The 22,389-nt window shown below is 72.1% G+C and carries 18 protein-coding genes; 3 read left to right on the forward strand and 15 right to left on the reverse strand.

Annotation, left to right across the window (positions count from 1 at the left end; genetic code table 11):
* Nucleotides 1-54: 54 nt before the first annotated feature.
* From glmS to IE170_RS06425, 3 genes are all read right to left on the reverse strand, one after another.
* Nucleotides 55-1,872, reverse strand: a complete 1,818-nt coding sequence (gene glmS, locus IE170_RS06415; protein WP_189808308.1) for a glutamine--fructose-6-phosphate transaminase (isomerizing) — start codon at nucleotides 1,870-1,872, stop codon at nucleotides 55-57.
* A gap of 60 nt (nucleotides 1,873-1,932) precedes the next feature.
* Complete coding sequence (locus tag IE170_RS06420) at nucleotides 1,933-2,208, reverse strand: hypothetical protein (protein ID WP_114057660.1); 276 nt, start codon at nucleotides 2,206-2,208, stop codon at nucleotides 1,933-1,935.
* Nucleotides 2,209-2,316: 108 nt separating this feature from the next.
* Nucleotides 2,317-3,213, reverse strand: coding sequence for a DUF4429 domain-containing protein (locus IE170_RS06425; protein ID WP_189808309.1), 897 nt, complete (start codon nucleotides 3,211-3,213; stop codon nucleotides 2,317-2,319).
* A 51-nt stretch (nucleotides 3,214-3,264) separates the two neighbouring features.
* Here IE170_RS06425 and IE170_RS06430 point away from each other — a divergent pair, with 51 nt between their 5' ends.
* On the forward strand, nucleotides 3,265-4,851 hold the full coding sequence (locus IE170_RS06430) for a beta-N-acetylhexosaminidase (RefSeq protein ID WP_189808310.1): 1,587 nt from the start codon (nucleotides 3,265-3,267) through the stop codon (nucleotides 4,849-4,851).
* Between the two features lie 65 nt (nucleotides 4,852-4,916).
* Here IE170_RS06430 and IE170_RS06435 read toward each other — a convergent pair whose 3' ends face one another.
* The 10 genes from IE170_RS06435 to IE170_RS06480 all read right to left on the reverse strand — a co-directional run bounded on the left by IE170_RS06435 (nucleotide 4,917) and on the right by IE170_RS06480 (nucleotide 18,609).
* Nucleotides 4,917-6,701, reverse strand: coding sequence for an IucA/IucC family protein (locus IE170_RS06435; protein WP_189808311.1), 1,785 nt, complete (start codon nucleotides 6,699-6,701; stop codon nucleotides 4,917-4,919).
* Nucleotides 6,698-7,288: a GNAT family N-acetyltransferase gene (locus IE170_RS06440; protein ID WP_189808312.1), complete on the reverse strand. Its 591-nt coding sequence runs from the start codon at nucleotides 7,286-7,288 to the stop codon at nucleotides 6,698-6,700. The genes IE170_RS06435 and IE170_RS06440 overlap by 4 nt, the downstream gene beginning before the upstream one ends.
* Complete coding sequence (locus IE170_RS06445) at nucleotides 7,285-8,604, reverse strand: lysine N(6)-hydroxylase/L-ornithine N(5)-oxygenase family protein (RefSeq protein WP_189808313.1); 1,320 nt, start codon at nucleotides 8,602-8,604, stop codon at nucleotides 7,285-7,287. The genes IE170_RS06440 and IE170_RS06445 overlap by 4 nt, the downstream gene beginning before the upstream one ends.
* Nucleotides 8,588-10,069, reverse strand: coding sequence for a pyridoxal phosphate-dependent decarboxylase family protein (locus IE170_RS06450; protein WP_189808314.1), 1,482 nt, complete (start codon nucleotides 10,067-10,069; stop codon nucleotides 8,588-8,590). The genes IE170_RS06445 and IE170_RS06450 overlap by 17 nt, the downstream gene beginning before the upstream one ends.
* Nucleotides 10,070-10,372: 303 nt before the next feature.
* Nucleotides 10,373-11,290, reverse strand: a complete 918-nt coding sequence (locus tag IE170_RS06455) for a siderophore-interacting protein (protein ID WP_189808315.1) — start codon at nucleotides 11,288-11,290, stop codon at nucleotides 10,373-10,375.
* A gap of 166 nt (nucleotides 11,291-11,456) precedes the next feature.
* The gene (locus tag IE170_RS06460; RefSeq protein ID WP_189808316.1) at nucleotides 11,457-12,500 is read right to left on the reverse strand and encodes an ABC transporter substrate-binding protein; all 1,044 of its coding nucleotides are present in this window, start codon (nucleotides 12,498-12,500) and stop codon (nucleotides 11,457-11,459) included.
* A 334-nt stretch (nucleotides 12,501-12,834) separates the two neighbouring features.
* On the reverse strand, nucleotides 12,835-13,995 hold the full coding sequence (locus IE170_RS06465) for an acyl-CoA dehydrogenase family protein (RefSeq protein ID WP_189808317.1): 1,161 nt from the start codon (nucleotides 13,993-13,995) through the stop codon (nucleotides 12,835-12,837).
* A 7-nt stretch (nucleotides 13,996-14,002) separates the two neighbouring features.
* Nucleotides 14,003-14,929 (reverse strand): hydroxymethylglutaryl-CoA lyase, encoded by a 927-nt coding sequence (locus IE170_RS06470; RefSeq protein WP_189808494.1) that lies wholly within the window; start codon nucleotides 14,927-14,929, stop codon nucleotides 14,003-14,005.
* 11 nt (nucleotides 14,930-14,940) lie between these two features.
* Entirely contained in the window at nucleotides 14,941-16,962 is a 2,022-nt protein-coding gene (locus IE170_RS06475) for an ATP-binding protein (RefSeq protein ID WP_189808318.1), read from the reverse strand.
* A 30-nt stretch (nucleotides 16,963-16,992) separates the two neighbouring features.
* The gene (locus IE170_RS06480; protein ID WP_189808319.1) at nucleotides 16,993-18,609 is read right to left on the reverse strand and encodes a carboxyl transferase domain-containing protein; all 1,617 of its coding nucleotides are present in this window, start codon (nucleotides 18,607-18,609) and stop codon (nucleotides 16,993-16,995) included.
* 98 nt (nucleotides 18,610-18,707) lie between these two features.
* On the opposite strand from IE170_RS06480, the gene IE170_RS06485 reads away from it, so the two are divergent.
* Complete coding sequence (locus tag IE170_RS06485; RefSeq protein WP_189808320.1) at nucleotides 18,708-19,286, forward strand: SACE_7040 family transcriptional regulator; 579 nt, start codon at nucleotides 18,708-18,710, stop codon at nucleotides 19,284-19,286.
* 56 nt (nucleotides 19,287-19,342) lie between these two features.
* Nucleotides 19,343-20,173: a phosphatase gene (locus IE170_RS06490; protein WP_189808321.1), complete on the forward strand. Its 831-nt coding sequence runs from the start codon at nucleotides 19,343-19,345 to the stop codon at nucleotides 20,171-20,173.
* Between the two features lie 82 nt (nucleotides 20,174-20,255).
* Here IE170_RS06490 and IE170_RS06495 read toward each other — a convergent pair whose 3' ends face one another.
* Both IE170_RS06495 and IE170_RS06500 read right to left on the reverse strand, forming a co-directional pair.
* Entirely contained in the window at nucleotides 20,256-21,134 is an 879-nt protein-coding gene (locus IE170_RS06495) for an acyl-CoA thioesterase (protein ID WP_189808322.1), read from the reverse strand.
* A gap of 6 nt (nucleotides 21,135-21,140) precedes the next feature.
* Complete coding sequence (locus tag IE170_RS06500) at nucleotides 21,141-22,298, reverse strand: acyl-CoA dehydrogenase family protein (RefSeq protein WP_189808323.1); 1,158 nt, start codon at nucleotides 22,296-22,298, stop codon at nucleotides 21,141-21,143.
* Nucleotides 22,299-22,389: the final 91 nt, after the last annotated feature.

The raw sequence follows: 22,389 nt of genomic DNA on the forward strand, positions 1-22,389 counted from the left end.
TCGGCGGTTGCGGCGCGCCTCGGCGCGTTTCGGCGGTGCGGCCGCCGGCCGCCGCTACTCGACGGTGACGGACTTCGCCAGGTTGCGCGGCTTGTCGATGTCGCGGCCCAGGGCCAGGGCGGTGTGGTAGGCCAGCAGCTGGAGCGGGATGCCCATCAGGATCGGGTCCAGCTCGTCCTCGTTCTTCGGGACGATGATGGTGTGGTCGGCCTTCTCCTGCTCGCGGTGCGCGACGGCGAGGATGCGGCCGCTGCGGGCCTTGATCTCCTCCAGGGCGGCGCGGTTCTTCTCCAGCAGGTCGTCGTCGGGGACGATCGCGACCGTCGGCATCGCCGGCTCGATCAGGGCGAGCGGGCCGTGCTTGAGCTCGGAGGCCGGGTAGGCCTCGGCGTGGATGTAGGAGATCTCCTTGAGCTTCAGGGAGGCCTCCAGCGCGACCGGGTAGCCGCGGACGCGGCCGATGAACATCATCGACTTGGCGTCGGCGTACTGGGCGGCCAGCTCCTTGATGTCCTCCTCGCCCTTGAGGATCTCCTCGATCTGGGCGGGCAGGCGGCGCAGGCCCTCGATGATCCGCTTGCCGTCGGTGACGGACAGGTCGCGGATGCGGCCGAGGTGCACGGCGAGCAGCGCGAACGCCACGACCGTGTTGGTGAAGCACTTGGTGGAGACGACGCAGACCTCGGGGCCGGCGTGCACGTACACGCCGCCGTCGGCCTCGCGGGCGATGGCGGAGCCCACCACGTTGACGACGCCGAGGACGCGCGCGCCCTTGCGCTTGAGCTCCTGGACGGCGGCCAGCACGTCGTACGTCTCGCCGGACTGGGAGACGGCGATGTAGAGGGTGTCGGGGTCCACGACCGGGTTGCGGTAGCGGAACTCGGAGGCCGGCTCCGCGTCCGCGGGGATGCGCGCCATGCCCTCGATGAGGCTCGCGCCGATCATGCCGGCGTGGTACGAGGTGCCGCACCCGAGGATCTTGACGCGGCGGATGCCGCGGGCCTCGCGCGGGTCGAGGTTCAGGCCGCCGAGGTGCACGGTGGAGAAGCGGTCGTCGATGCGGCCGCGCAGGACGCGGTCGACCGCGTCGGGCTGCTCGCTGATCTCCTTGTGCATGTAGGTGTCGTGGCCGCCCATGTCGTAGGAGGCGGCCTCCCACTCGACGGTCTCCGGGGTGGCGGTGGTGGTCGCGCCGGAGGTCGTGTAGGTGCGGAAGTCGTCGGCCTTCAGGGTGGCCATCTCGCCGTCGTCGAGGGTGACGACCTGGCGGGTGTGGGCGACGAGCGCGGCGACGTCGGAGGCGACGAACATCTCCTTCTCGCCGATGCCGAGGACGACCGGCGAGCCGTTGCGGGCGACGACGATGCGGTCGGCGAAGTCGGCGTGCATCACGGCGATGCCGTAGGTGCCCTCGATCGCCTTGACGGCCTCGCGGACCTTCTCCTCCAGGGTCTCGGCCTGGGAGCGGGCGATCAGGTGGACGATGACCTCGGTGTCGGTCTCCGAGACGAAGACCACGCCCTCGGACTCCAGCTTGGCGCGGAGCTCCGCGGCGTTGTCGACGATGCCGTTGTGGACGACGGCGACCTTGTTCTCCGCGTCCAGGTGCGGGTGGGAGTTGATGTCGCTCGGGGCGCCGTGGGTGGCCCAGCGGGTGTGCGCGATGCCGGTGGTGCCGGCGAAGCGCTTGGGGACCCGGGTCTCCAGCTCACGGACGCGGCCCTTGGCCTTGACGACCTTGAGCGCCGTGGACTTCGGGCTGTTGACGACGATGCCCGCCGAGTCGTACCCGCGGTACTCCAGGCGCTGGAGCCCCTCCAGCAGCAGCGGCGCCACGTCGCGCTTGCCGATGTATCCCACGATTCCGCACATGAAGTACTGCCCCTCCTGAGGTTCGGATTGCCCGTGCCGTGCCGTGCCGTGCTGCGGCGCTCAGCCGTAGACGATGCGCCGCAGCTGCCGCAGCGACAGCTCCGGCGGCGCCACGGCGCGGTGCGGCAGCTCGGCCGCGATCCGTTCGAAGATCTCGGCGTTGACCGCCCCGCCGGCCTGGAGTTCGCGGTGCCTGCGGCGGACGAACTCCTCGGTCGTCTCGTCGAAGTACGCGAGCACGTCAAGTACCACCCGTGCGGCCTCCCCGCGCTGGAGCGAGGTGCTGCGTACCAGGTGGTCGACGAGGTCGTCGTACGACGGGCGGCGGTCGAGCACTCGTAGATATTGACGGGAGAAGTGCAGGAACGCAAAGATCCTGCCCGAAACCGGGCAGGATCACGCTGGTCTGGACCAGCGGAATGCGTCGATCCGCTAAGGAAGCGGTCAGAAACGCCGCAAAACGGCCTGCTTGGCCGCGGTGAACTCGTCCGCCGTGAGGATCCCCGACTGGTGCAGATCGCCCAGCTCGCGCAGCCGGCGCAGCAGCGCGTCGTGGTCCTCCGGCCCCGAAGGCTCCGGCGCCCCCGCCGCGAGTTCCGGCGCGGCCGCCGCGGCCGCCGCCGGGACCGGCTCGGGCACGGCCGCCGGGTGCGGCATCCGCACCGCCACGGCTGCCGCGACCAGCGCCATCAGCGGGTCCTTCCGGAAACCGAACAGCTCCACCGTGTACGGGTCGTACTTCGGCGCGGGCGCCGGCGGGGCCCCGGCCAGCGTGAACCGGATCCACCCGTTGTCCAGGCCCTTGGACGGCGACCACTCCACCCCGCGCAGGTCCGCCACCCGGAACTCCCGCGGGCCCCCGGAGCTCTTCGCCTCCTCCGTCGTCCAGTTCCAGTCCAGGCCCACCCGGTCGCCGTCGAAGGCGACCGTCCCGTCGCCCGCCGCCACCGTGATCGGCACCGCCGGCCCCGGCAGCAGGTACGCCTCCACCGGGCCCGACTCCACCTGCTCCAGCAGCAGCGCGTTGCGCACCTCGTCCACGAAGTACTCGGCCACGCCCGACCGGTCCGAATCCACCGCCAGCCGGTACGGGTCCGAGGACTCCGGCAGCCGCCCCCCGGTCACCTGGAGCAGCGGGCACGCCCCGTCACGCAGGCGGAGCCTGAGCCGTCCGGCCTTGCGGCCCGGCTCGAAGCTGATCCCGGCGATGGCGCGCAGCGGCACGACCACCTCGCCGAGGCTCTGGCGCAGCAGGCCCACCCCCTTGTCCCGCCCGGGCACGATCCGCACCGCGTCCCCGTCGAAGCCCCACGTACCGTCCTTCTGGATGATTTCCGCCATCCTGCGATTCTCGCACCGCCCCTCGCACGCGAGTTGGCCTATACCTGGGCCATGAGAGTCCTGCGACGCACGCTCGGCACCCTCCTCCTCCTGGCCTCGGTCGCCTCCTGCGCCACCGCCCGCGGCGACGACGCGAAACCGGGCGGCCCCCGGCCCGCCGCCCCCGCCGGCTTCGGACAGCTCCTGCCCGCCCCGGCCTCCGTCCGGGCGTCGGGATCCGGCCACGTGCTCGGCCCGGGCACGGTCATCCGGACCGGCCGCACCGGCGACGCGGAAGTCCGCCGGGTCGGCGAAATCCTCGCCGGGCAGCTCCGCGGCCCCACCGGGCTGCCGCTGCCCGTCGTGGACGCCCCCGGGGGCGGCGGGATCGAGCTGCGGCTCGACGCCGCCGCCCCGGACCTCGGCGACGAGGGCTACCGGCTGGAGTCCGGCCCGCGCGCCGTCACCCTCACCGCCCGCACCCCGGCCGGCCTCTTCCACGCCGGGCAGACGCTGCGCCAGCTGCTGCCCACCGCGGGCGCCGGCACCATCCCCGGCGGCACGGTCACCGACGCGCCCCGGTTCGCCTACCGCGGGGCGATGCTCGACATCGCCCGGCACTTCTTCACCACGGAGCAGGTCAAGCGGTACGTCGACCAGCTCGCCCAGTACAAGGTGAACGCCCTCCACCTGCACCTCACCGACGACCAGGGCTGGCGGATCGCCATCGACTCCTGGCCGCGGCTCGCCGAGTACGGCGGCGGCAGCGAGGTCGGCGGCGGGCCCGGCGGGTACTGGACGAAGGACGAGTACCGCGACCTGGTGCGGTACGCGGCCGAGCGGTACGTGGAGGTCGTCCCGGAGATCGACATGCCGGGGCACGTGAACGCCGCGCTCGCCTCCTACGCGGAGCTGAACTGCGACGGGAAGGCGCCCCCGCGCTACACCGGCACCAGGGTCGGCTTCAGCTCGCTGTGCACCGGGATCGAGCGGACCTACGACTTCGTCGAGGACGTCCTCGCCGAGGTGGCCGCCCTCACCCCCGGCCGCTACCTGCACATCGGCGGCGACGAGGCGTCCGCCACCCCGGCCGCGGACTACGCGGAGTTCATGGACCGGGCGCAGCAGGCGGTCGCCCGGCACGGCAAGACGGTGGTGGCCTGGCACCAGCTGGCCGGGGCGCGGCCGGCGCCGGGGGCGGTGCTCCAGTACTGGGGCCACGACAGGACCGGCGCGGCGGAGAAGGAGCGGGTCGCGGCCGCCGGGAAGGCGGGGCACCCGGTGATCCTGTCACCGGCCGACCGGCTCTACCTCGACATGAAGTACGACGCGGCGACGAAGCCGGGCCTGTCCTGGGCGGGCTACGTGCCGGTGCGCCGGGCGTACGAGTGGGACCCCGGGGCGTATCTGGCCGGGCTGCCGGCCGGGGCGGTGCTGGGGGTCGAGGCGCCGCTGTGGACGGAGACCGTCGCGACCCGCGAGGACCTGGAGTACATGGCGTTCCCGCGGGTGCTGGGCCTCGCCGAGCTCGGCTGGAGCCAGGGGCCGCCCGACTGGGCGGAGTACGGGCCGCGGCTGGCCACGCAGGCGCCGCGGATGGAGGCGCAGGGCATCGGCTACCACCGGGCGCCGGACGTGCCCTGGCAGACACGGCGGTAGAGGGGGCGGCGGAGGAGCGGGCCGGTGTGCGAGGGACCGTCGTCGCACACCGGCCCGCCCCGTGCCTACCGCCGCGCGAAGGGCGCGACGGGGTTCTGCAGGGTGCCGACCAGCTGGAGCGCGGCCGACGGGTCGGTCAGGTCGACCATCTGCCTGTTGTTGCGCAGCTGGAGCCGGTTCAGGCAGGACAGCTGGAACTCCGGGGCGAAGAGGTCGTACTGCTCGAAGCGCTCGGCGAGCTGCGGCATCGACTCCTGGTAGGCGTGGCCGCAGTCCGCGACGGCCTTCCAGAAGGTGTCCTCGTCGCAGACTCCCTCGGTCGCGAGGATCGAGCCCAGGAAGCGGAAGAAGCAGTCGAAGACGTCCGTGAAGATCGACAGCAGCTTCATGTCCTCGGGGACGTCCGCCCGGATCCGCTCGACCGCCGGCGGCAGGACCGCGTCCGGGTCCATGACGACGATCTCCTCGGCGATGTCCTTGAAGATCGCCCGCTTCACCACGCCGCCCTCGATGACGAGGATGGTGTTCTCGCCGTGCGGCATGTACGCGAGGTCGTACTGGTAGAAGCAGTGCAGCAGCGGCACCAGGTAGGCGCGCAGGTAGTGGCGCAGCCACTCGGCCGGGGAGAGCCCCGACTCCTCGATCAGCGCGGCGGCGAAGGACCGCCCGTCGGCGTCCACGTGCAGCAGCGAGGCCATCGTGGCCAGCCGCTCGCCCTCCTTCAGGGAGCCCACCGGCGACTCGCGCCACAGCGCGGCCAGCATCTTCCGGTACGGCGAGTACCGGTCCGTGGCCCGCTCGTACTGGCGGTGGTGGTAGCCGATCGCCGCCCGCTCGCGGATGATCGAGAAGTCGACGGACTGCAGCACCTCGTCGTTCTCGATGAGGCGGTGCAGCCAGTCGTTGATGGCCGGGGTGGCCTCCATGTACGCCGCGGACAGGCCGCGCATGAAGCCCATGTTCAGCACCGAGATCGCCGTCTTGACGTAGTGCTTCTCGGGGGCGCTCGTGTTGAAGAAGGTGCGGATGGACTGCTGCGCCAGGTAGGCGTCCTCGCCCTCGCCGAGCAGCACCAGGCGGCGGTTGGCGATCTCCGCGGCGAAGGTGACGGTCGTCTTGTTCCACCACTGCCAGGGGTGGATCGGCAGCAGGTGGTAGTCCGCCAGGTCCAGGCCGAGCGCGGCCATCTTCGCCTCGAACCCGGCGATGGCCGCCTCGCCCAGCTCGGCGCGCATGAAGGAGTCGTGGTCCAGGCCGGCGCCGGCCGTGAAGGTGGAGACGTCCTTGCGCGCGGCCACCCACACCAGGTGGACGGGGCTCGCCGCCTCCGGCGCGTACGAGCGGAACTCGTGCACGCCGAAGCCGAGGCGGCCGTTGTTGGCGACGAAGCAGGGGTGGCCCTCCGTCATGCCCGTCTCGATGTCCTGGAACGAGGACTTCGCGAGGACCGCGGCCGGCACCTGCGGCTTGGTGTACTTGAAGCCCGTGCCCGCCAGGGTGGAGGAGATCTCCTCCAGGTAGACGGGCAGGACCTCGTCGCTCAGGCCGAGCGCCCCGCGCATCTCGATGTGGAAGTCGAGGGCGTCCGGCTCGGCCTCGGCGCCGTCCTTCAGGCGGACGATGGAGGCCTCGTCCACGACCCAGTGGTCCAGGGCGTGCCGGACGGCGCGGAAGCGGTACTCCACCGTGCCGTCGTCGCTGAGGACCCGGTAGCCGGAGCCGTCCTCCAGGGGCCGCGGGGCCAGCAGGCGCTCGTGGGAGAACTCCGCGAGGGCCTTGCGGACCAGGGCGCGGTTGGCGCGGGCCCACAGCTCGGGGGAGAGGTGGGAGATCGCGTCGGAGAGGCTCATATCGACGCTCCCGTGGTCAGGCCGGTGGCCGCTTCGAACTGTTCGCGGGTGCAGAAGCTGAGGAGGGCGGTCTTCTCCGGCTTCTGCACGGGGCGCTCCGGGACGAAGCCGACGGCCTCGTTCAGGGCGTGCACGGCCTTGTTGTCGACGTCGGGCTCGACGACGACGCGGCGGACGGACGGGTCGGCGAAGAGCGCCGCCATGACCGTGGTGATCACGGCGCGGGTGAAGCCGTGCAGGGGCGTGTCGCTGGGCGCGACGAGGAAGTGCATGCCGACGTCGCCGGGCTCGGCGTCGTACAGGCCGACCAGCTCCAGCCTGCTCGGGTCGTAGCGCTCCATCAGGAACGCGGGCCGGCCCTCGTGCAGGCCGATGAACGCGTCGTGGTGCTCGGCGGCCGCGATCTTCATGTACTCGCGCTCGACGTCGGGCAGGGAGGCGTCCTGCATCATCCAGAACGCCGCCTTCGGGTGGGTGACCCACCCGTGGAGCAGCTCTGCGTCGGTCAGCGGGTCCATGGCGCGGATCGCGAAGGTGCCGAGGACGGCGTCCGTGCGGGTGTGGAGGATCTCGGTGGTGGTGCTCATGCGTGCACGCCTTCCGGGGCGGCGAACTGCTGGAACGCGATGGACTTCTCGACCTTGTAGTACTCGCGGCCGAGCAGTTCCTTGACGATGTACGCGTTGCGGTACGCGGCCATGCCCAGGTCCGGCGAGGTGATCGAGTGGTTGTGGACGGTGCCGTTCTGCAGGAAGACCTCGCGGCCGGCCGTGTCGATGGTGTAGTTGCGGGCCGCGTCGGGACGGCCGTGGCCGTCGAAGTTGATGCGGTCGCGGATCGGGGCGAGGAACTCGGGCAGGACGAACTTGTAGCCGGTCGCGAGGACGAGGCCCTCCGTGGCGAGGGAGAAGTCGCGCTCCTGCTCCTCCTGGCGCAGGCCCAGCGTGTAGGTGCCCGCGGTGGTGTCGTAGGCCGCCGAGTTCAGCGCGGTGTTGGTCATCAGCGTGGTCGGGACGGGGCCCGGCATGGTGACCTTCTTCTGGTAGAGCAGGTCGAAGATGGCGTTGATGAGCTCGCCGTCGATGCCCTTGAAGAGGTTCTTCTGCTGCGTCTCCAGCCGGTAGCGGGTCTCCTCGGGCAGGGCGTGGAAGTAGTCCACGTACTCCGGGGAGGTCATCTCCAGCGTGAGCTTGGTGTACTCCAGCGGGAAGAACCGCGGGGAGCGGGTCACCCAGTTGAGCTGGTAGCCGTGGACGTCGATCTCGGAGAGCAGGTCGTAGTAGATCTCCGCGGCGCTCTGGCCGGAGCCCACCAGGGTGATCGACTTCTTCTTCTGGAGCTCCGCCTTGTTCGCCATGTACGCGGAGTTGTGGAAGAAGTCGCCGCCCAGGCCGGCGCAGGCCGGCGGGACGTACGGCGGGGTGCCGGTGCCGAGGACCAGGCGGCGGGCCAGGTGGGTCTCGCCGCGGTCGGTGCGGACCTCGTAGACGCCGGCCCGCTCGTCGTAGGAGACCTCGGTGACGGAGGTGGAGAACTGCACGTTCTCCAGGCGGTCGGCGGCCCAGCGGCAGTAGTCGTTGTACTCGGTCCGCAGCGGGTAGAAGTTCTCCCGGATGTAGAAGGAGTACAGCCGGTCCTGGTCCTTGAGGTAGTTCAGGAACGAGAACGGCGAGGTCGGGTCGGCCAGGGTGACCAGGTCCGACATGAACGGCGTCTGCAGGTGCGCGCCGTCCAGGAACATCCCCGCGTGCCACTCGAAGTGCGGCTTGGTCTCGATGAAGAGGCCGTCGAGCTCGTCGATCGGGGCGGTCAGGCAGGCGAGTCCCAGGTTGAAGGGACCGAGGCCGATACCGATGAAGTCGAGGGGCCGGCGGGGGTCACGGGGCTCACGAGACGACTGCAAGGGATTCTCCCAGGTACTGCTCGGCGTGGGACGCGAGGAGGTCGAGCACGGCCGCGATGTCGGCCGTGGTGGTCTGCGGGTTGAGGAGGGTGAACTTCAGGTACTGCCTGCCGTCGACCTTCGTGCCGGCGACGACGGCCTCGCCGGATGCGAACAGGGCCTTGCGGGCGTGCAGGTTGGCCTCGTCTACGAGGTCGGGGCGCACGTCGTCCGCGGGCACGTAGCGGAAGACCAGGGTGGAGATCTGCGGCCGGACGACGACCTCGTAGCGCGGGTCGGCGTCGATGATGTCCCAGCCGGCGGCGGCCAGGTCGACGACCTCGTCGAAGAGCGAGCCGATGCCGTCGGCGCCCATGGTGCGCAGGGTCATCCAGAGCTTGAGGGCGTCGAAGCGGCGCGTGGTCTGGATCGACTTGTCGACCTGGTTCGGAATCCGCTCCTCGGCCATGCGGCGCGGGTTGAGGTAGTCCGCGTGGTAGGTGGCGTGCTTGAGGGTGTCGCGGTTGCGGACCAGCATCGCGCTGGAGCTCACGGGCTGGAAGAAGGACTTGTGGTAGTCGACCGTGACCGAGTCGGCGTGCTCGATGCCGTTCAGCAGGTGCCGGCGGGTGGGGGAGACCAGCAGTCCGCAGCCGTAGGCGGCGTCGACGTGCATCCACGTGCCGTGCTCGGCGGCCAGGCGGGCGATCTCGGGGAGCGGGTCGATGGACCCGAAGTCGGTGGTGCCGGCGGTGGCGACGACGGCCATCGGGATGAGGCCCTCGGAGGCGCACTCCTCCAGCTCCAGCGCGAGGACGGAGGTGTCCATGCGGCGGTTGCGGTCGACGGGCACGGCGATGACGGCCTCGTAGCCCATGCCGAGCATGGCCGCCGACTTCTTGACGCTGAAGTGGCTGGCCTCGGAGGTGAAGATGCGCAGGCGGGGCAGGACCTCGGACTTGGCGAGGGGGCGCTCGGCGGCCTGCATGGCCTTGCGGCAGGCCTCGTCGCGGGCGAGCAGCAGGGAGTGGAAGTTGGACTGGCTGCCGCCGGAGGTGAAGATGCCGTCCGCGTCCGGGCCGAGGCCGATGCGGGCCGCGGTCCAGTCGATGAGGCGGCGCTCGATGAGCGTGCCGCCGATGGACTGGTCCCAGGTGTCCAGGGAGGAGTTGACGGCGGAGAGGACCGCCTCGCCGAGGACGGCGGGGATGACGACCGGGCAGTTGAGGTGGCCCAGGTAGCGCGGGTGGTGGAAGTACACCGCGTCGCGCAGGTAGACCTCTTCCAGCTCGTCCAGGACGGCGGCCGGGTCCTCCAGCGGGCGGTCCAGGTCGATTCCGTTGACCACCGGGGCGAGTTCGTCCACGGATATTCCGGTGTGGGGCCGCTGGGTGGACGCGAGTTTCGCGGCGACGCGCTCGACGCCCTCGGTGACGGAACGCCGGTAGAGCTCCGCGGTCGTCTCATTCAGGAGATGCGAGCGCATCAACTTTCCTCCGGGGCAGGGGAAGAGGGGGGAAGATCAGGTGCAAGCCTTAGGTTAGCCTAACCTAATTATTGAGCCAAATGGGGGTGGGTCCCGGTCGGAGTCGGCCAGGTCCCTTGACATGAAGAATCGTGGAGGCCGCTGGTGGGACGGCAACGAAAACGCTGGTGACGGGGTATCGGACGGCTTGCGGACCGCTGGAGCCAGGACCCGGGAGCACCTCGGCCGGCGGCCGGCCGGCATGCCGAAAGGCCCCTGCCGGAGCCCGTTGGCCTGAAGTGGCCGCTGGGGCCGTCCGCAGCCCTACAGCGCGGAGGCGGGGTCCTCGCTGGCGGCCTTGCCCGCGTACGCCTCGGCGAGCAGCTGCTCCTCGCTGGCGCCCAGGCGCCAGTAGCCGGTGAAGCGCACCGCGCGCCGGTCGAGGGAGCGCTCCTGCACGAGGTGCCGGCGGACGGCGCGGATCGTGCCCGCCTCACCCGCGAGCCAGCCGTACGGGCGCTGCGCCTGCGGGAGTCCGGCGGCCCGCACCGCCTCGACCACGCGCTCGGCCCGGCCGGGGCCGGCCCCGCGCACGATCCACGTGATCTCCGCGTCGGCGGCGGTCTTCAAGTCGAGCCGGTCGTCGGCGTGCGGGACCTCGAAGAACGCCCGCACCCGCATGCCCGGCGCCTGGCGCTCCAGGATCGCGGCGGCCGCGGGGAGCGCCGTCTCGTCCGCGTACATCACCAGCGCGTCGGTGCCAGCCGGCGGCTGGAAGCGCACGGACTTGTTGCCGGCCACCGTCGGGCCGATGGCCAGGATCCGGTGGCCTGCGGCGGCCCGGCCGGCCCAGGCGGACGCGGGGGAGGAGTCGCCGTGGAGCACGAAGTCGATGTCCACCTCGACCGCGCCGCCGTCCCCGTCGCGCTGCTCGCGGACCGTGTACGAGCGCATGACCGGCCGCTCGCCGTCCGGCATCCCGCGCCAGGCGGCGAACCAGGTGTCCTCGGCGGTGGAGGGCAGTTCGGTGTGGACCCGGTGCGCGGGCGGGAGGAAGAGCGAGAGGCTCTGGTCGAAGCCGCCCGAGCGGAAGCCGGCCAGGCCGTCGCCGCCGAAGGTGACCCGCAGGAAGGAGTGGCCGAGGCGGCGGGTGCGGAGCACTTCCGGGGCGAAGAAGCGGAAGTGGGCGGCTGCGGCCTCGGGTGCGGGCGCGGTCGCGGTGCCGGACGCGGAGTCGGACATGCGGGTGGATCCCCCCTGGGTGTCGGGCGGGCGCCGGACCGCGGGTCAGCGGGGTCCGGCGCCGGATGGGTGTGGCCGTGCCGCGGCAGGACCGAGGGCCCGCGGCGTCGGCCGCGGGCCCGGGTCCCGGATGTATCTCCTGCCGGCCGTGGGGCCGGCCGGGGTACTAGCCGACCTTCTTGGCGTTCTGGATGGCCTTGGCGAGGTCCTCCAGGACCTGGGCGCACTTCTCGTAGGAGTAGATCGGCTCGGTCACGCGCGGGGCGACCTGGCCGGCCTTGACGGCGGGCAGCTCGTTCCAGGTCGGCTTGGCCTTCAGGGCGTCGGGCTGGAGGGTGCCCGTGCGGTTGTCGAGGAGGACGAGGTCGGCCTTGTACTTGCCGGCGTTCTCCCAGCTGAGGCTCTCGAAGAAGCCGCCCTGGTCGAGCTTGTCCTGCTCGGGGGAGACGAACTCGACGCCGAGGGACTCGAAGTACTTCAGGTCGGCGGAGGTCTTCGGGGTGGAGACGTAGAACAGCGCGTCCGAGCCGGAGCCGACGAGCACCTTGATGCCCGGGTTCGCCTTGGTGGCCTCGCGGACCTTGCCGGCGGCGGCCTCGAAGCGGGCCTTGGCGTCGGTGACCTTCTTGCTGTTCAGGTCGGCGCCCAGGGCCTTCGCCAGGTCGGCGGTGCGGGCCAGGGACTTGTCCATGGAGGCGTCGCCGCCCACGCCGATCGCGGCGGCCGGGGCCAGGGCCAGGATCTTGTCCTTGGAGGCCTCGGGCACGTACCAGTAGGTGCCGTCCCAGGTGTTGGTGACGAGCAGCTCGGGGGCCAGGGAGGCGTACTTCTCGACGTTGAACTCGTCGTAGACGTTGCCGAGGATCTCGACCTTGGAGATGTCCATCGAGCCGGCCGTCACGTCGGGCTTGCCGTCGGCGGTCTTGGTCGGGCCGAAGACGCCCTTGACCGAGACGCCGTAGTCGTACAGCGCGGCCGCGGTGCCGGTGTAGGCCACGACGTTCTTCGGGGCGGCCTTCAGGCTGACGTCCTTGCCCAGGTCGTCCTTGAAGGTCCAGGCGCCCGACGCCGCGGCGCCCTTGTCCGCGTCGCCGCCGCTCTTCGCCTTGTCGGTGCCGCCGCACGCGGTCAGCGCCGCGACGAGGCCGAGGGCGCCGCCGGCGGCGACCAGGCCGCGGCGGGTGAGGTAGGAGGTACGGGACTTGGGCATGTCGGTGTCCGCTTTCATACGTGCCGGGCGGCCGAAACGGGCCGTTCGGTGGGGAAGGTAAGCCTAACCTAAAGGGATCTCCGGCGGGGATGCAAGGCCGGTCCGCGCCCGAGCGCCAATCGTGATCTGCGGGAGACCTTCCGTGATCCGGCATTCCCGTGAAGTGCCGTCCGGAGAAAGTGAATTGCCGGTCCGTCGGCTTCGGGAGCGAAAAGCCGTTCTGCCGAGTACCCGGCAATTCGGCAGAAAACGAATTGCAGCGGCGCACAAAGGCCGGGGGCCGGCGCAGGATCGTTCCCCCTGCGCCGGCCCCCGGCCGCGGCCCGCCCGTGCGTCAGCCCGTGAAGCCCAGCTCGCGCGCGATGAGCATCCGCTGGACCTCGCTCGTGCCCTCCCCGATCTCCAGGATCTTGGAGTCGCGCCACATGCGGGCCACCGGGTACTCGTTCATGAACCCGTATCCGCCGTGGATCTGCGTGGCGTCCCGCGCGTTGTCGACGGCGACCGTCGAGGAGTACAGCTTCGCGATGGCCGCCTCCTTCTTGAACGGCTCGCCGTTCACCAGCCGGGACGCGGCGTCGCGCCAGCCCACCCGGGCCATGTGGGCGCGCATCTCCATGTCGGCCAGCTTGAACTGGATGGCCTGGTTGTCGCCGATGGGCCGGCCGAAGGCCTGCCGCTCCTTCGCGTACTTCACCGACTCGTCCACGCAGCCCTGCGCCAGGCCCGTCGCCAGCGCCGAGATCGCGATGCGGCCCTCGTCGAGGATGCGCAGGAACTGCGCGTAGCCGCGGCCCTCCTCGCCGACCAGGTTCTCCAGCGGGACCCGCACCCCGTCGAAGGACAGCTCGCGGGTGTCGGAGGCGTTCCAGCCGACCTTGGAGTAGGGGGCGGCCACCGTGAAGCCGGGGGTGCCGGACGGCACGATGATCGAGGAGATCTCCGGACGGCCGTCGTCCTTGCGGCCGGTGACGGCCGTGACGGTGACCAGGCCGGTGATGTCCGTGCCGGAGTTGGTGATGAAGCACTTCGAACCGTTGATCACCCACTCGCCGCCGTCCTTGACGGCCGTGGTGCGGGTGCCGCCGGCGTCCGAGCCGGCCCCCGGCTCGGTCAGGCCGAACGCGCCCAGCACCTCGCCCGAGCACAGCTTCGGCAGCCACTGCCGCTTCTGCTCCTCCGAGCCGAAGAGGTACAGCGGCATCGCGCCCAGCGAGACGCCCGCCTCCAGGGTGATGGCGACCGAGGAGTCGACGCGGGCCAGCTCCTCCAGGGCGATGCCGAGGGCGAGGTAGTCGCCGCCCATGCCGCCGTACTCCTCGGGGAAGGGCAGGCCGAACAGGCCCATGCGGCCCATCTCGCGCACGATCTCGTACGGGAACTCGTGCCGCTCGTAGAAGTCGCCGATCTTCGGCGCGACGACGTCGTGCGCGAACGCCTCCACCGTGCGGCGGAGCTCCTCGTGCTCGGGGGTCAGGCGGTGGTCGAGGGACATGGTGTCTTCACTCCTTGTGGGAGAGGGCGCGGACGGTGCGGGAGGGGCTGGGGCGCCCCAGCCGTTCGGCCATCCACACGCTCGTGGCGGTGAGGGCGGCCAGGTCGACCCCGGTCTCGATGCCGAGGCCGTCGAGCATCCACACCAGGTCCTCGGTGGCCAGGTTGCCGGTGGCGCTCTTCGCGTACGGGCAGCCGCCGAGGCCGCCGGCGGAGGCGTCCACGGTGGCCACCCCGTGCTCCAGCGCGGCGAGGGTGTTGGCGAGGGCCTGGCCGTACGTGTCGTGGAAGTGCACGCCGATCCGGTCGGTCGCCACGCCCGCCCCGTTCAGGGCGGTGAGCAGGGACCGCACGTGGCCGGGGGTGCCGGTGCCGATGGTGTCGCCGAGGCTCAGCTCGTCGCAGCCGAGGTCCAGCAGCGCCTTGGCCGTGCCGACGACCTGCGCGACGGGCACGGGCCCCTCCCACGGGTCGCCGAAGCACATGGACAGGTAGCCGCGGACGTGCGCGCCGCCCTCCTTGGCCCGGGCCACGACGGGCTCGAACATGGCGAGGGACTCGGCGACGGTCCGGTTGAGGTTCCGGGCGGCGAACGTCTCGGTCGCCGAGCCGAAGACGGCGATCCGGTCGGCGCCCAGGGCGAGCGCCCGGTCCAGGCCGCGCTCGTTGGGCACGAGCACGGGCAGGTGCACGCCGGCCCCGGCGAGGTCCGCGAGCTGCGGGTACAGCTGCTCGGCGTCGGCGAGCTGCGGCACCCACTTGGGGTGGACGAAGCTCGTCGCCTCGACGGTGCGCAGCCCGGCGGCGGCCAGCCGGCGGATGAACTCGGCCTTCACCTCGGTGGGGACGGCCGTCTTCTCGTTCTGCAGCCCGTCGCGGGCGCCGACCTCGTGGATGCGCACGCGGGCGGGCAGGCCGGGGGCCGGGACGGCCATGGGGAGCCCGTTCACGCGCCCGCCTCCTCGTCCTCGTCGGGGGTGACGACGGCCAGGACCTGGTCCATGGCGACGGTCGTCCCGGGGGAGACGTCCAGCTCGGCGACCGTGCCGGCGTGCGGGGCGGAGATGACGTGCTCCATCTTCATGGCCTCGACGACGAGCAGGCTCTGCCCGGCGGCGACCTTGTCGCCGACCGCGACCTTGACGACGGTGACGGTGCCCGGCATCGGTGCGGCCAGCGTGTCGGCGCCCGCGTGGCCGCGGCCGCCGAGCGCGGCCGCGACGGGGTCGTGGTGCTGGACGTGCCAGCTGTCGCCGTCGCGGCCGAGCCAGACCCCCTCCGGGGAGGCGGCGTGCCCGAACGCGTGGGTGGCGCCGTCGAGTTCGACGGTGAGCCGGTCGGCGGTGAGGGAGACGATCCGGCCGCGGGCCGGGCCGCCCTCTGCACCCGGGTGCTCGATCTCCAGCTCCGCGCCGAGGCGGCGGGTGCGGACGGCGACCGGGTCCTGGCCGGGCAGGCGGAAGTGGTGGACCGTCCAGGCCGGGGTGCCGCCGAGGCGCCAGCCGTCGGCCGCGGAGAACGGGTCCGCCCACCCCTGTCCGGCCGCCGCGTCCGGGGCGGGCTCGCGGGCCAGAAGCGCGGCGGCCGCGTACACCTCGGGCGGGACCCCGTCCGGCAGGAGGCCCGGCAGGTCGCGCTCGACGAGCCCGGTGTCCATGTTCCCGGACACCACGTCCGGGTGGGCCAGCAGCCGGCGCAGGAAGCCCGCGTTCGTCTGCACGCCCAGGATCACCGTGTCCGCGAGCGCCCCGCGCAGGACGCGCAGCGCCGCCGCCCGGTCGGGCCCGTACGCGATCACCTTCGACAGCATCGGGTCGTACGTGGAGCCCACGTCCACCCCGGCCGCCAGCCCGGAGTCGGTCCGCACGGTCCGCCCCGACGGCTCCGACAGCGCCAGGACCGTGCCGCCGGACGGCAGGAAGCCGCGCGCCGGGTCCTCCGCGCAGACGCGGGCCTCGATCGCGTGCCCGGTCAGCTGCACGTCGTCCTGGGTGAGGCCGAGTTCGCCGCCGGCGGCCACCCGCAGCTGGAGCTCGACCAGGTCCAGGCCGGTGACCAGCTCGGTCACCGGGTGCTCGACCTGGAGGCGGGTGTTCATCTCCATGAAGTAGTAGGAGGAGGGGTCGCCGCCGGGGACGATGAACTCGACGGTGCCCGCGCCGACGTACCCGCACGCGCGGGCGGCCTCGACGGCCGCGGCGCCCATGGCGGCCCGGATCTGCGGGGTCAGCAGGACGGACGGGGCCTCCTCGATGACCTTCTGGTGGCGCCGCTGGAGCGAGCACTCGCGCTCGCCGAGGTGGACGACGTTGCCGTGGGCGTCGGCCATCACCTGGATCTCGATGTGGCGGGGCCGGTCCACCCAGCGCTCCACGAGCAGGGTGTCGTCGCCGAAGGAGGAGCGGGCCTCGCGGCGGGCCGCCGCGATCTCCTCCGCCAGCACCGCCCCGTCGCGGACCAGGCGCATGCCCTTGCCGCCGCCGCCAGCGGACGGCTTGAGCAGGACCGGCATGCCGATCTTCTCGGCGGCCTCGACGAGCTCGGCGTCGGACAGGCCGCTCCCCGAGGAGCCGGGGACCACGGGCACGCCCGCCGCCCGGACGGTCTCCTTGGCCCGGATCTTGTCGCCCATCAGGGAGATCGCGGACGCGGGCGGGCCGATGAAGACCAGTCCGGCCTCCGTGCAGGCCTGCGCGAACGCGGCGTTCTCCGCGAGGAAGCCGTAGCCGGGGTGGACGGCCTCGGCGCCGGTCCGCCGGGCCGCCTCCAGGAGCCGCTCCACGGACAGGTAGCTCTCGGAGGCGGCGGCGGGCCCGATCCGGACGGCCGTGTCGGCCTCCCGCACGTGGCGGGCGTCCGCGTCGGCGTCGCTGAAGACGGCCACCGACCGGATGCCGAGCTCGCGCAGGGTGCGGATGACCCGGACCGCGATCTCGCCCCGGTTGGCCACAAGGACAGTGCTGAACATCTTGGGGGTCCTCACGTCACAGGTCGCAGGTCACATACGGAAGATGCCGAAGCCGGGCTCGCCCAGCGGCGCGTTCGCGCAGGCGGTCAGGGCGAGCCCCAGCACCTGCCGGGTCTCCAGGGGGTCGATGACCCCGTCGTCCCACAGCCGCGCGGTGGCGTAGTAGGCGCTGCCCTGCTCCTCGTACTGGGCGCGGACCGGGGCCTTGAAGGACTCCTCGTCCTCCGCGGACCACTCCTGGCCGGCACCCTCGATCTGGTCGCGCTTGACCGTGGCGAGGACGGACGCCGCCTGCTCGCCGCCCATCACGGAGATCTTGGCGTTGGGCCACATCCACAGGAAGCGGGGCGAGTACGCCCGCCCGCACATCGAGTAGTTGCCCGCGCCGTACGAGCCGCCGACGACCACCGTCAGCTTCGGGACGCGGGTGCAGGCGACGGCCGTGACCATCTTGGCGCCGTGCTTGGCGATGCCGCCGGCCTCGTAGTCGCGGCCCACCATGAAGCCGGAGATGTTCTGCAGGAACAGCAGGGGGATGCCGCGCTGGTCGCACAGCTCGATGAAGTGGGCGCCCTTCTGGGCGGATTCGGCGAAGAGGATGCCGTTGTTGGCGACGATGCCGACGGGGTGGCCGTGGATGCGGGCGAAGCCGGTGACGAGGGTCGTGCCGAACTCGGCCTTGAACTCCTGGAAGCGGGAGCCGTCGGCGATGCGGGCGATGATCTCGCGGGCGTCGTAGGGGGTGCGGGAGTCGACGGGGACCGCGCCGTACAGGCCGTACGGGTCGACCTTCGGCTCCTCGGCCTGCTCCACCGCCCACGGCAGGGGGCCCCGCTCGGGCAGGGTCGCCACGATGTTGCGGACGATCCGCAGCGCGTGCGCGTCGTCCTCGGCGAGGTGGTCGGTGACGCCGGAGACGCGGCTGTGGACCTCGCCGCCGCCGAGCTCCTCCGCGGTGACGACCTCGCCGGTGGCCGCCTTCACCAGCGGCGGCCCGCCGAGGAAGATCGTGCCCTGGTTGCGGACGATGACGGCCTCGTCGCTCATCGCCGGGACGTACGCGCCGCCCGCGGTGCAGGAGCCGAGGACGGCGGCGATCTGCGGGATGCCGGCGCCCGACATGCGGGCCTGGTTGTAGAAGATGCGGCCGAAGTGCTCCCGGTCGGGGAACACCTCGTCCTGCATCGGCAGGAAGGCGCCGCCGGAGTCGACCAGGTACAGGCAGGGGAGACGGTTCTCCAGCGCCACCTCCTGGGCCCGCAGGTGCTTCTTGACCGTCATCGGGTAGTACGTGCCGCCCTTGACGGTGGCGTCGTTCGCGACGACGACGCACTCGCGGCCGCTGACCCGCCCGATGCCCGCGATGACCCCGGCGGCCGGCGCCGCGCCCCCGTACATGCCCTCGGCGGCCAGGGGGGCCAGCTCCAGGAACGGCGAACCCGGGTCCAGGAGCGCGTCCACCCGGTCACGGGGCAGCAGCTTGCCGCGCGCCGTGTGGCGGGCCCGGGCCTTCTCGCCGCCCCCGAGGCGGACCGCCGCCAGGCGGGCGCGCAGCCCCTCGGACAGTTCGCGGTGGGCCGCCTCGTTGGTGCGCCAGGCCTCGGACGCCGGGTCCGCGGCGCTGGTCAGCACGGGTGCCTGCTGCATCGGTCGAGCTCCCTTGCTCGGATCCACGGTTAATGAGCGTTAACGTGTGTGGCGCCTAGGTTAACGACCGCTAACGGCCCTGTCTAGAATGGTTGCCCATGAGCACTTCAGCGGCCGCACCCACCCGTCGCGAGCAGATCCTCAGCGAGGCCGCACGCCTCTTCGCCGAACGCGGCTTCCACGGCGTCGGCGTCGACGAGATAGGCGCGGCGGTGGGCATCAGCGGCCCCGGGCTCTACCGGCACTTCGCCGGGAAGGACGCCATGCTCGCCGAGCTGCTCGTCGGGATCAGCGAGCGGCTGCTCACCGGAGGCCGGCGCCGCGTCGAGGAGGCCGACGGCGACCCGGCCGCCGTCCTGGCCTCGCTGATCGACGGCCACATAGACTTCGCCCTCGACGACCGCGCCCTCATCACCCTCCACGACCGCGAGCTGGACCGGCTGCGCGACGCCGACCGCAAGCTCGTCCGGCAGCTCCAGCGCCAGTACGTCGAACTGTGGGTGGCCGTCGTGCGCGAACTGCACCCCGGCGTCGGCGAGGCCGAGGTCCGCGTCGCCGTCCACGCCGTCTTCGGCCTGCTGAACTCCACGCCCCACCTGGGGACGCCCGGCCGCGAGGCCACGGAGTCGCTGCTGCGGCGGCTCGCGCACGGCGCGTTCCGGGCGCTGAGCGCGTGACGCGCCCGGTCCGCCGCTTGGGATGGAAGCCCCGCCTCCGGCGGGGCGGCGGCACAATGGGCCGCATGCCGAAGCCGACTGAGCCGACCGTGCCGATACCGACGTCCGTACCGACCCGCGCCGAACTGGTGGAACACCTGGTCCGCACGCGGATCGCCGGACAGGTCGCCACCCCGCGCGAGAACAACCTGGCCCACTACCGGGCCCTCGCCAACGGGGACCGGCACTACTGGCTCGGCCTCGACCTCGGCGACCGCTGGAGCGACGAGCAGGACGTCCTCGCGGTGATGGCGGAGCGCTGCGGCGTCGTCGACGACGCCGAGCACCGGCAGGGCCAGGACACCATCGACCCCGAGCTGACCGCCGCCGCCCTCGACCGGATGGCGGCCCGGCTGCGCAAGGCGGCCCTGGACCGGCAGAGCGTCCTCTTCGCCACCGGGCACCCGGGCGGCCTGCTGGACGTGCACCGCGCCACGGCCGCGGCGCTGCGGGCCGCGGGCTGCGAGATCGTCGCCATCCCCTCCGGGCTCATCGCCGACGAGGCCTCGGTGTGGCAGTTCGCCGACGTCGCCGTCCTGGAGCGGGGCGCCACCCTGTGGCACACCCACTCCCCGGAGCCGATGGCCGCGATCCTGGACGGGCTCGCCGCCGCGGGCCGGCCCCTGCCGGACCTGGTCGTCGCCGACCACGGCTGGGCGGGCTGCGCCGCGCAGCGCGGCCTGGACGCGGTGGGGTACGCCGACTGCAACGACCCGGCGCTCTTCCTCGGCGAGGCCGAGGGAACCGTACAGGTGGTGGTCCCGCTGGACGACCACGTCCGCGACCCGCGCTACTACGACCCCCTGGTCGCCTACCTGCTGGACGCGGCCGGCCTCGCCGGGGACTGACGCCGGACCGGGCGCGGGCGCCCGGACCGGGCGCGGTCGCACCGCGCCCGGGCGTCGGGCGCGCCGCGCCCGGTCCCCGGCGTCAGGTGCGCGGGACGCGGACCACGCCCTCCTGGATGACGGTGACGGCCAGGCGGCCGTCCCGGGTCCAGATGCGGGCCTGGCCGAGCCCGCGGCCCCGCTGCGAGGTCGGCGAGTCCTGGTCGTACAGCAGCCACTCGTCGGCCCGGAACGGCCGGTGGAACCACATCGCGTGGTCGAGGGAGGCGCCGACCACGTCGCCGACGGCCCAGCCGCCCCGGCCGTGCGCGAGCAGCACCGAGTCGAGCAGGGTCATGTCCGAGACGTACGTGGCCAGGCAGGTGTGCAGCAGCGGGTCGTCCCCGTCGAGCTTGCCGGCGGTGCGGAACCACACCTGGGAGCGCGGCTCGACGGGCTCGCCGATGGTGCCCCACGGCGGGGTCGTGGCATATCGCAGGTCCACCGCGGCCCGCGACTCCAGCAGCCGCTCGACCGTGGCCCCGTCCTGGAACAGGTGCCGGTAGGCGGGCAGGTCCTCCTCGGCCGTGGGCAGCGTCTCCGGGTCCGGGGCGTCCGGCATGGAGACCTGGTGGTCGAGGCCCTCCTCGTGCGTCTGGAAGGACGCCGAGAGGTGGAAGATCGGCTGGCCGTGCTGGACGGCGACGACCCGCCGGGTGGTGAAGGAGCGCCCGTCGCGGATCCGGTCCACGGAGTAGACGATGGGCGCGCCCGCGTCCCCCGTGCGCAGGAAGTACGAGTGCAGGGAGTGCGCGGTGCGGTCTCCGGGCACGGTCCGGCCGGCCGCGACCAGCGCCTGCGCCGCGACCTGCCCGCCGAACACCCGCGGCACCAGGGAGGTGCGGCTCTGGCCGCGGAAGATGTTCTCCTCGATCTGCTCCAGGTCGAGCAGATCGAGGAGACCGGTCAGTGCCTTGCTCAAGGGGACTTACAGCCCCATCGACTTCGCGATGATCGTCTTCATGATCTCGCTGGTGCCGCCGTAGATGCGGTTGACGCGGTTGTCGGCGTACAGGCGGGCGATCGGGTACTCGTTCATGTAGCCGTAGCCGCCGTGCAGCTGGAGGCAGCGGTCGATGACGCGGTGGGCGACCTCGGTGCAGAACAGCTTCGCGGAGGCGGCCTCCGCCGGGGTCAGCTCGCCGGCGTCCAGGGCCTCCAGCGCGCGGTCGGCGACGGCCTGGGCGGCGTCCACCTCGGCCTGGCAGGCGGCCAGCTCGAACTTGGTGTTCTGGAAGTGGGCGACCGGCTTGCCGAAGACGGTGCGCTCGGTCACGTACTGCTGGGCGAACCGGATCGCCGCGGCGGCCTGGGCGTACGCGCCGAAGGCGATGCCCCAGCGCTCGGAGGCCAGGTTGTGGCCGAGGTAGTAGAAGCCCTTGCCCTCCTCGCCGAGCAGGTCCTCGACGGGGACCTTGACGTCGACGAACGCCAGCTCGGCGGTGTCGGAGGTCTTCAGGCCCAGCTTGTCGAGCTTGCGGCCGATGGAGTAGCCCTCGGACTTGGTGTCCACGGCGAACAGGGAGATGCCGAAGCGGCGGTCCTGCTCGGTCGGGGCGGAGGTGCGGGCGCAGACGATGACGCGGTCGGCGTGCACACCGCCGGTGATGAAGGTCTTGGCGCCGTTGAGGACGTAGTGCGTGCCGTCCTCGGAGAGCTTCGCGGTGGTCTTCATGCCCGCGACGTCGGAGCCGGTGCCCGGCTCGGTCATCGCCAGCGCCCACATCTCCTCGCCGGAGACGAACTTCGGGAGGTAGCGCTTCTTCTGCTCGTCGGTGGCGAGCATCTTGATGTAGGGCAGGGCGAGCAGGACGTGCACGCCGGAGCCGCCGAAGTTGACGCCCGCGCGGGAGGTCTCCTCGTACAGGACGGCCTCGAACTTGTGGGTGTCCAGGCCGGCGCCGCCGAACTCCTCGGGGACGTTGATGCCGAAGACGCCCAGCTCGCCGAGCTTGTAGTAGAAGTCGCGGGGCGCCTGGCCGGCGGCGAACCACTCGTCGTAGACCGGTACGACCTCGGCCTCGATGAAGGCGCGGAGGGTCTCCCGGAAGGCCTCGTGGTCCTCGTTGAACACCGTACGGCGCACGGCCGGCTCCCTTCGTCGCGGCAGTCCGCCGCCTGTGTCTAAGCGCTTGCTCATAGCAAAGTTACCGGCGAGTTGGCGACTCTGTCCAGAG

Source organism: Streptomyces toxytricini, assembly GCF_014649915.1.
GTDB lineage: Bacteria > Actinomycetota > Actinomycetes > Streptomycetales > Streptomycetaceae > Streptomyces > Streptomyces toxytricini.